This window comes from Carboxylicivirga fragile (genome assembly GCF_050589805.1).
Lineage (GTDB): Bacteria > Bacteroidota > Bacteroidia > Bacteroidales > Marinilabiliaceae > Carboxylicivirga > Carboxylicivirga fragile.
On record NZ_JBNGOY010000084.1, the window covers coordinates 1 to 10,303 of the forward strand.

The window sequence follows — 10,303 nt, forward strand, 5'->3', positions numbered from 1 at the left end:
GGTCTAATTTGAAATAAAAAACCAAACGCCCAATAAATGGGCGCTGTAGAAGAGAATTTTATGAATCCCGACTTTAGTCGGTTAATAGTGTAAAAATTTAATTTAAGAATTGACTTTTATGTAGCGACTTAATAAATTTATAATACTGCTTAGTTTTCCAGTATTATGAAAAGACGATACGCATTAATTGGTATACTATTATTATCCTATTTAGATATTGTTATTGCGCAAGATTTAAATTATACTGGCCCAATCAGTCATTCCATGGCTAAAACTAAAACCATGGACCATACGGTTTGGAGCACATTAAGCAATGCTTCAAATACAGCCTACCTGAAACACATAACCATAGCGGCCGCGTATCAAATGCCGCATAGTATAAAAGAATTAAGTTCCCGGGCAATTGTTGCCGTTTACCCAAGTCAATTGGGAAGTTTTTCTGCTTTAATTAATCAAAACGGCTATCATAAAAGCCAACTTTCAAAATACGGTTTATCTTACAGTCGCGCATTTGGAAAGAACTATTCTGCTTTTTTCCAACTTAACTACATAAGTCATCAAATAATCAGATCCAATACTAGCGATGCCTTCTATTCATCGTTGGGAATGTTAATAAAGGCCACAAATGCATTACAAATTGGCATTTACATTCAGAATCCGGAACAAGGTAAAATCAGTTATTCATCACATAGTTTTGCGCTACCTAGTTATTTCAATGCGGGTTTGGAGTGGAGCGCTGGTTCCGCTATAAAGATTCTCGGTGAAATTGAAAAAAAACTAGATCATCCAACCAACTACAAAGTAGCAGGCCAATTTGCCATGCGAGAACGCTTGTTCGTACGTTTCGGAATAAATGGTAAACCAAGCTTATTTACATTTGGTGCTGGTTTTATTCTCCAGCAATTACAATTTGATGCCGGGTTTTCGTACCATCAACAATTAGGTATGACATCAGGGATTGGTATTTCATATGCTTTTCACAAAAAATCAAATTAAAATGAAGCATGCACTTTTAATTCTGATGCTATGCTGTTGCATAGCGCATGCCAAATCTCAGGATACACGCGAGCTTCGCAAACTGATTAGTGACATGATTGAAGCCAAGGCAGAGCAAAACTTGATGGATATGGATTATGAGGAAATGATAAACGAATTAATAGACTTAGCTCAAAATCCCATCAATCTAAATAAAACCAGTAAAGAAGAATTGGAGCAGTTATTCTTTCTTAGTGATTTTCAAATTGAAAACATACTATTCTATCATTACAACAATGGCCCTTTATTGTCAATTTACGAATTGCAGGCTGTTGAGGATCTTGATAGTTTGAGCATAGTATATATGCAGCCTTTTGTAAGCGTGTATGCACCTACCAATGAAAAACGTAAATACACCAACGGCCAGGTGTTAGCTCGATACCAAAGCTTAATACAAACACCAATGGGCTATTATGCAGCCAATGATTCAACAGACGCTGCATACGCTGGTAGCAAGGAACGTTGGATGACCAAAGCTCGCATAAATATAAACGGACAGATAGAAGCAGGTTTTACCTTGGAGAAAGATCCTGGAGAGAAGGCTTTCCCCAATTGGCCCCCTCTTACAGATTTCTCATCAGCCTACCTTCAAATAAATAATCCCATAAAGTACATTGAGAAAGTTATCGTAGGCGACTATCGAATTTCCTTTGGTCAAGGTCTTGGTATGTGGACCGACATGGCCTTTTCAAAATCGACAGAGACGGCTCAATTAAGACGACGGGCAAAAGGCATTAGTAAATACACATCGGTAAACGAAAGTTCATATTTACGAGGCATTGCACTCGATTTAAAACTGAGAAAATTTAAATTATCTCCTTTTATTTCGCACAAAAAAATCGATGCAAGCATTAATCTAGCAACGGATCATTTCGATGAGATGGTTACCTCAATCCAGGAGACCGGCTATCATCGCACCAGAAGTGAAATTGAAAATAGGCATTCAATAAATGAAACTATTTTAGGGGCAAACTTAAATTACAAACATCACTTATTTAATTTAGATGCGGGGTATTACAATTGGCAGATAAACACGCCAATTCAAGAAAAAAATCACATCAAGGATATTTATCGCTTTAAAGGCGATGAATTATCAAGCTTTTGGTTAGCTCATTCAGTGTTTTTGAAAAAGCTAACACTTTTTGGAGAATTAAATTGGCATCACAATACTAATTGGGGCATGTATCAAGGTGCTACTTTTCGTGCCGGATCAGATGTAATTGCCACTTTGGCCTATCGTAAATTCAGTAAAGGGTACACTAATATTTTATCAAACCCTTTCGCCGAATCGTCAAATCCAGCTGGCGAATCAGGTATTTACTCTTCTATTCAATTTAAACCAAGTTACAAACTACAAATCAAAGCTTTTGCCGATCTATTTTCTTACGATTGGTTACGTTACAATGTTTACAGCCCATCTGTTGGCTTTGAATGGTTTGCTCAGGCCAACTATCGCATCAATTATCAGAACTCAATTTATCTCAGGTACAAAAGCACTAAAAAGGAAATCAATTCAAAGACAGAACTAAGCAATTATAAAATAGAAGATTATCAAAAGCAAAACCTTCGTCTTTTTTATTCATTCACACCTAACGAGCAATGGAGTTACCAAACTCAGGTAGAATATGCTCATTTCCATCAAAATAAAAAAAGTGAAGGCTGGTTATTCTTTCAGGATTTGCAATACGATATGAATCGATATTTTCGATTTTCAATTCGCTATACCTTATTTGACATTGAGGATTACAACAGTAGAATATACGCTTACGAACCCGATGTTTTGTATGCCTTCAATATTCCTGCCTATATGGATAAGGGCACCAGAATAATACTTAACGCACAAATTAAACCTGCAAAAAATCTAAACCTATGGTTAAGATGGGCGCATAGCAACTACAAGAACAAAGCTTTTATCGGTTCGGGGCACCAAATGATCAATGGCAATAAAATGGATGAGATCAAATGCCAACTACAATATCGATTTTAGTTGGCTTTGTTTAACACATTTAATACAACTCTTACTTAATTGATAAAAAATACTACTTTTAGAGGTTCAAAACACTTTTGAATGTCACCCATTTCGGATAAGATAATCACCTTGCAAAACAAGGAGCAATTGAGTTACAATGCTTTATTTAAGCAAATGTATCCTGGCCTTTGTGTATTTGCACAGCAATTTCTGGTGGTTTCGGCAGATTCCGAAGATTTAGTTCAGGAGGTATTTCTTAGGTTCTGGGACAAATTTGATAATTTTGATTCGTTAACAGCCATTAAAGCATTTCTATTTCAAGCCACACGTAACAGTTGCTTAAACCTTGTTCGACACGAAAAAATTAAACAACAATACGAAGCTGAACAAATAAAGACGGTTGAATCAGAATCCTACTTCCTAAAACAAGTACTAAAAGAAGAAACCAATCGCATTATAACACAATCGATAAACGAGCTTCCTGCCAAATACAGAAAGGTTATTCAGCTTAGTTTAAAAGGAATGGTTAATGAAGAAATTGCCAATAACCTGAATCTATCGGTTAATACCATTAAATCGCAAAAGATCCAGGCCTACAAATTGCTTCGAACCAAACTTCAATCGGTATTTGATATCATTCATCACCTGATGATGATTTAAAAGCGGCATGAACATCTAATTTTCACACCTCTTAATCAGCGTGTTAAATGTTTTTTAACAAAAAATCGAAAATAATTACATTTTTTTCACCCACTTTTTAAACTCAAGTGTTTTTTACTACATGAAACGCATCCGCCATACAAAGAAGTATATCGAGCTAGCTGAATTGCTTGCCAAAAAAACAACTAAACAATTAGATGATTCAGAGCAAAAACAGCTTGATGAGCTTATGCAACAAGAACAAATAAGCACTGATTATAAGGAAGTATTTAAAAATGATTTGACTTTTGTAAACATTGAAAAATACAAGCACATTGATACAGTAGCAGCACGTGCAAAAATTGAATGGCAACTTAATTTTAAACGTGCTCATAAGAGGAACAAGCGATTAGAATTTCTGCGCTATGCAGCGGCAATTTTATCACCAATCATAATCGCACTATGGTTAGTATACGGAACAAATGAGGTGAATAAAGAACTGCAAACTGAGACCTATACATTACAAGCTGGTGAGACAAAGGCACAGCTTTTCCTTTCAGATGGAAGGGTAATTGATTTAGAGAAAGATCACACAGCTAAAATAAAGGAGGCAGATGGAAGGCTTGTATTGAATGATTCAACCGGTTTGCGATACCAAATTAATGAAACCAATATCAATTCAGATGAAGCGACAATAATTAACAAGGTAAGAACACCTGTTGGCGGAGAGTATCAACTAACCTTATCGGATGGAACTAAAATATGGCTAAACGCCATGTCGGAAATTCAGTATCCGGTAAAATTTGGTGATAAAAACCGAAAAGTTATGGTTAAAGGTGAGGCTTATTTCGAAGTGGCGAAAGATGTAAACCGTCCATTTATTGTAGAAGCAGATAAAGTAGAAATTAAGGTACTCGGCACTCAATTTAACATTATGGCCTATTCCAATGAGCAACAAATTGAAACAACATTGGTAGAAGGCTCCGTAGAACTCAATTCGCTCCAGTCAAATTCGAGCAAAACCATTCTAACTCCAGGTCATCAGGCTTCATACCAACGAACAAATCAGAAAATGTCGGTTCGAGAGGTGGATACAGATAAATATACTGCCTGGCACTTAGGCAAATTTATATTTGAAGAGCAAACTCTCGAATCGATAATGCGCCAGATGGAAAGATGGTACGATATTGATGTATTTTACGAACATCAGGATTTAAAAAATTACCGTTTCAGTGCTCGCCTACAACGCTACGATAATTGCACAGATATTTTTAAGAAAATGGAATTAACAACAGATATCACATTTAATATTAACAACAAAACTGTAGTAGTAAGTAAACAATAAAAATAAAACAGGAAATGCTGCGAACATTTCCTGTGATATAAGCCAAAGTGTTCGGCAAAGAACACAATGTTTAATAAATCAATACAAATCTATGAAAAAACTAAGGCTAAGCCAAGTTTTTCCACTAGGGGAAGAACTGCAAAGACTATTTCGAATTATGAGATTAACCGTTTTGTTTCTGGTAATTGCTACCCTTCAATTATCAGCTAATGTTTACTCACAAAAAGCCTCATTTACTGTAGAGTTCAAAGACAGTAAGATGCAGGACTTAATGACTGAAATCAAAAAGCACAGTGAATTTGATTTCGTGTATTCGCTCGACGAAGTAGAAGGCGTTGATATTAACGATGCTTCATTTAGAGAATCTAAAATTTATGAGATTCTCGACGAATGCCTTGAAGGCACTTCGATTGCTTACAAAATTGTTGATAAGGTAATTATTCTTACACCCAAGTCAGAACCAACTGTTATTAAAACGCAACAAGAACTTAAGGTAACGCTTACAGGTAAAGTGACAGACAATAAGGGACAACCATTACCTGGTGTTAATGTATATGAAAAAAGTAATCCACAACATGGTGTCATTACCGATTTTGATGGATTATACTCTATTGAACTAGAGGACAAAGAAATTATCTTAGTTTTCTCATTCATTGGTTTTGATGATCAAGAAGTATTAGTAAGTGGTCAAACATTAATTAATGTAACACTTGTTGAAGAGGCTTTTGGCATTGATGAAGTAATTGTAACAGGTTACGGTACCATTACTAAAGAAGCCTATACTGGTTCAGCTTCTGTTGTGAGCACTAAAAAAATTGAAGATCGCCCAGTAGCATCTTTCCAAGATGTTTTACGAGGTAACTCACCTGGTACCATTGTGACTGGAACAGGACAGCCTGGTGTAATGAACTCGGTTCGTCTTCGAGGAATAAGTTCTATGAACGCATCCAATGCGCCATTATACGTAATTGATGGTGTAATTATGGATATATCAAGCATGTCGGGTAATTCGCAATATGCTACAAACCCACTTAACTCAATTAACCCATCTGATATCAAATCGATGACCGTATTAAAAGATGCAGCTTCTGCCTCCTTATACGGATCGCGTGGCGCGAATGGTGTAATTGTAATTACAACTAAACAAGGCCGAGCAACAGATAAGCCACAATATTCTGTTGACTTTCAGGCTGGTGTTTCTAATATATTCAGCGCTAGCAACCCCGACTTAGTTAATAAGGAAGAGTACATGGAGTTGTGGCTCGAAGGCGAAATGCACTATCAGGTAAGACGTAAAACTGGATACGACGATTTCTTTCCAGAAATTCAAAAACTTTATGCCGACAAGGACAATTACGAAATATCTGGTCGCAATTACCGCCAATGGCAAGAGTATGCCCAAAGTCAATTTAATAGCCATTTTAAAATTTGGAGTCCGAACAACGACGACTATTATGATGAGTTTTTTGTAGACGGTGCACCAGGCCCTGACTACGACAAATTAGCAGATACAAATTGGTACGATGAAGTAACCCGTTCTGCACCCTTCCAGAAGTTTAATATTTCAACACAAGGTGGTAGTGAAAACATGCTATACTATGCATCGCTTGAATATTTTAATCAAGAGGGTATTATAATTGGTAGTGGATTAGAGCGTTATTCAATGCGTACCAATCTTACGTCGAAACCTAAAGGTGCGTTAATTCATTGGGGAATAAACAATGCCATTTCATACAGCGACCAAAGTGGACCGCGTTCGGGAGCATATGGATATGCTATGCCTCAATACACCGCTTTAGCTATTGCACCCGTTGCTCCAGTTTATCTCGAAGATGGATCTTATAACTTAGAGCTCCCAAAGGGCGTTAATAACAACCAGAATCCTGTTGCGGTATCAAAAGAAAACACTTATGACCGACCACAAACTAAAATTATGACATCAGGTTGGTTACAAATTAATTTTACCGATTGGTTAAATATTAATAGCAGAACCAACCTAGATTATACGCATGCGCGACGCAGAGAATGGCGAAATAAAGATTTTGGTGATGGAAAATCTGATAAAGGAAGCCTCTATGAAAGAGATGCACGAAGAAGAAAAATAAGTAATACAACATTACTTAATTTTAATAAAACATTCAACGATGTGCATTCGTTCAATGGTTACATTGGAGCTGAAGTAGAAGATGTTATGTATCAATACACCGCAGCAACAGGTATTAATTTCCCTAAAAATAAAACCAACTACTTAAGCGCAGCTGCAACTCCAGAAAGCGTTTCTGGTTCAGGCGATGTGTATGGTATGAGCTCTTTTCTTTCTGCCATCAATTACTCATATGACGGAAGATATTATGCATCTGCAACCTACAGGATGGATAAGTCGTCGAGATTTGCCCCTGATTATCGTAAAGGTAATTTTTGGTCAGTATCAGGTGCCTGGCGTATGTCAGAAGAAGCGTTTATGGAGAACATCTCATTTATCGATAATCTTAAGATTAAATCAAGTTACGGTATAAATGGTACTTTACCTGATGATTACTATGCTTGGCGCTCGTTGTATTCCTTTGGACAGGACTATATGGAAGAACCTGGAGGTACTCCTCCAGCTATACCTAATCCTGAATTGACCTGGGAAGAAAATGAAATTTTCAATATTGGTTTTGATTCCAGACTTTTTAATCGCTTAAACTTTTCGTTAGAGTACTACAATAGAACCACCAAAAATCTTTTACAAGATTTACCAATTTCATCCACTGCAGGTTTTACCTCTCGATTAATAAACTCCAATGCGAGTCTAAATAATAGTGGAATTGAAATGGATTTCACAGTTGATCTTGTAAGAAATACAGATTTTAACTGGGATATGAACTTGAATATTGCCACATTAAAGAATGAGTTTTCGGGGCTAGATAATGATATAGTAGGTAGCACTCAAATTCAACGAAATGGAGAAAGCTACTATACGTGGTACTTGGCCGAATGGGCAGGAACCGATCCTGAAACAGGGCAGCAACGCTGGTATAAAACGGATGAAAATGGCAATAATGTTATTACCTATGAACATGCCGAAGCTGACAAACGCATACTAGGTAAAGCCTTGCCAAAAGTAACAGGAGGTATATCCAGTTCATTTGCATGGAAAGGTTTGGATTTTAGTTTCTTATTTACTTATGGTATGGGACATAAGGTTTTTGATATGACAGGACGTACGGCCACAAAAAATGATGGCTATCGTGATTACCGTGGTATCGAACGTGATCAGTTAGATCGTTGGACTCCAGATAATACAAGTGGAAAAAATCCGATTCGTGTTAATTCTTCAGGTACATGGAACAGGTATTATTCATCTCGTTATTTATACAGCGGTGACTATTTGAAATTGAAGAATATTAAACTTCAGTATACCATTCCTTCTTCAATAACCGAAAAACTAAAACTTAGAAGTGCCAGTATATTTGCACAGGCCGAGAATTTATGGGTTGCTACTGAATTGGATGGATTTGATCCAGAAATATCCTTAAATGGATACAGAAATCCGGATCAATATCCAACTGCAACAACTTACACCTTTGGTTTAAAAGTTAACTTCTAAAACAAGAAAAAATGAAAGAAAAAATAATATTATTCACATTGTTAATCAGCCTTTTAGCTGGGTGTGAAGACGTACTTGATAAAAAACCTTTTGTTTCAATTCCTGTTGATGAATTGTTTACCGATGTTGATGGTGCACAATTAGCATTAACTGGAGTGTATAATACAATTACCCATGAGGATTATTATGGTCGACTTATATATGCATTTGAAGGCTCTAAAGGACCAGACTTTTATGTAGAAGATACCGGTAATCGGTTTCAGGAAGAAAACGGTTACAGAGAAACTTCAACCAATGATGCATATGCCGATGCAGCTTGGGATAAAATATATAAAACCGTATTTCTATGTAATAATATTTTGAAATATATCGATACTATTGAAGGCGATGAAACAGAGATTGCACGTATAAAAGGAGAAACGTTAGCGCTACGTGGCTTGGCATATTTTGACCTAATGCGCTTGTTCGCTTACCCACCGATCTTTTCAATTCCGGGTGGCGAAAAATATGATGATAAATATAAATGGGGTGTTCCTCTTTTACTATCTAAGGAAGAACATACCGTAGCTGAAACAAATCCTCCAAAGCGTTCAGAAGCTACAGCTTGTTTTACTCAAATAATCGAGGACTTTCAATCTGCCGCTACTCTATTAAATGGCATTGAAGCTTCAAATGGTCGTATATCGTATGATGCAACTCAGACCTTAAAAGCACGTTCTCATTTATATTTAGGTGAATGGCCAAATGCTATTAACTCTGCTTTAGCAGCAATTGGCGCTGGAACAATGATAGATTATAAGGAATATGTCTTTACTTATTTCAAAAAATACAATAGCGAGAATCTTTGGGAACTAGATTATTCTTTGGCTGATAACTTAAGTTCAAATTCCATTAATAATTTAACCCGTAATCCAACCATTGATATACCTGGACATCCTAATGATGGTAAAATTGCAGATGGTGGTATAGGCTATGCAGGTTATGGTGGAAATATTTATTTGAGAGAAGTACTCAGAGCAGAAAGAAATGATGATGATGGATCATACAAAGATGTGCGAACCTATTTAATTTGCGATAATGAGTTAGGCGATGAAACTGGTATTCGCAAATACATTGGTGATGGAGCACATGCAGTTCATAATGTAACATTGGTGCGCTTACCTGAAGTGTATTTAACTTTAGCAGAAGCGTATGCTGAGGAAGATGAGTATACCTTGGCCTTGGAATATTTAAATGAAGTAACAGAAGTACGTCTTGATTCAACTTTTGAATTTACTACTAAAGAAAAGTTAATTAGTGATGTGCTAATTGAACGTAGAAAAGAACTTGTTATGGAAGGCCATACGTTCTGGGATCATTTTAGGCGTGCTATTCCATTTGACCGTGAGGCAGAAGGTAATGTAAGCAATGATGTCGCCTACATTGATTACACTCAACCACAAGTTGTTTATCCAATACCAGAAAACGAAATGGAATCAAACCCAAATATTCGCGATCAACAAAACCCAGGTTACACACCTTATGTACCAGGACAATAATATTGAAAACTTTATGCACTTTTCGCATAAAATGAGTGTTTAATTGCAACATCGGGGACTGATCAAAAAAAAAAGATCAGTCCCTTTTTTAAAGGCACAGAATTAATCGAAGTGATAAATCAATACATAACATTAAAATAGGGCAATTAAATATCCTTGTTAAGAATGCCCTTGAAAGTGTCGAC

At 36.4% G+C, this 10,303-nt stretch carries 6 protein-coding genes; all 6 read left to right on the forward strand.

Features of this window, described 5'->3' with window-relative positions; translation table 11 throughout:
* Nucleotides 1-165 precede the first annotated feature (165 nt).
* The 6 genes from ACRD7B_RS21990 (at nucleotide 166) to ACRD7B_RS22015 (ending at nucleotide 10,118) form a co-directional block, all read left to right on the forward strand.
* Nucleotides 166-996: a PorV/PorQ family protein gene (locus tag ACRD7B_RS21990; RefSeq protein ID WP_430826823.1), complete on the forward strand. Its 831-nt coding sequence runs from the start codon at nucleotides 166-168 to the stop codon at nucleotides 994-996.
* Nucleotide 997: 1 nt separating this feature from the next.
* Nucleotides 998-3,022, forward strand: a complete 2,025-nt coding sequence (locus ACRD7B_RS21995) for a helix-hairpin-helix domain-containing protein (protein WP_430826824.1) — start codon at nucleotides 998-1,000, stop codon at nucleotides 3,020-3,022.
* 81 nt (nucleotides 3,023-3,103) lie between these two features.
* Nucleotides 3,104-3,664, forward strand: a complete 561-nt coding sequence (locus tag ACRD7B_RS22000; protein ID WP_430826825.1) for an RNA polymerase sigma-70 factor — start codon at nucleotides 3,104-3,106, stop codon at nucleotides 3,662-3,664.
* 121 nt (nucleotides 3,665-3,785) lie between these two features.
* Nucleotides 3,786-4,988 carry a FecR family protein gene (locus tag ACRD7B_RS22005; RefSeq protein ID WP_430826826.1) on the forward strand — a complete coding sequence of 401 codons (1,203 nt, stop codon included), beginning with the start codon at nucleotides 3,786-3,788 and terminating at the stop codon, nucleotides 4,986-4,988.
* Nucleotides 4,989-5,145: 157 nt separating this feature from the next.
* Nucleotides 5,146-8,580, forward strand: coding sequence for a TonB-dependent receptor (locus ACRD7B_RS22010; protein WP_430826827.1), 3,435 nt, complete (start codon nucleotides 5,146-5,148; stop codon nucleotides 8,578-8,580).
* An 11-nt stretch (nucleotides 8,581-8,591) separates the two neighbouring features.
* Nucleotides 8,592-10,118 (forward strand): RagB/SusD family nutrient uptake outer membrane protein, encoded by a 1,527-nt coding sequence (locus ACRD7B_RS22015; protein WP_430826828.1) that lies wholly within the window; start codon nucleotides 8,592-8,594, stop codon nucleotides 10,116-10,118.
* The last annotated feature ends 185 nt before the right edge of the window (nucleotides 10,119-10,303 follow it).

What these genes read in the sequence shown, in the direction of transcription:
- ACRD7B_RS22000 (WP_430826825.1), top strand. Translation starts at nt 3,104, where the DNA reads ATGTCACCCATTTCGGATAAGATAATCACCTTGCAAAACAAGGAGCAA.
- ACRD7B_RS21990 (WP_430826823.1), top strand. Translation starts at nt 166, where the DNA reads ATGAAAAGACGATACGCATTAATTGGTATACTATTATTATCCTATTTA.
- ACRD7B_RS22005 (WP_430826826.1), top strand. Translation starts at nt 3,786, where the DNA reads ATGAAACGCATCCGCCATACAAAGAAGTATATCGAGCTAGCTGAATTG.
- ACRD7B_RS22010 (WP_430826827.1), top strand. Translation starts at nt 5,146, where the DNA reads ATGAGATTAACCGTTTTGTTTCTGGTAATTGCTACCCTTCAATTATCA.
- ACRD7B_RS21995 (WP_430826824.1), top strand. Translation starts at nt 998, where the DNA reads ATGAAGCATGCACTTTTAATTCTGATGCTATGCTGTTGCATAGCGCAT.
- ACRD7B_RS22015 (WP_430826828.1), top strand. Translation starts at nt 8,592, where the DNA reads ATGAAAGAAAAAATAATATTATTCACATTGTTAATCAGCCTTTTAGCT.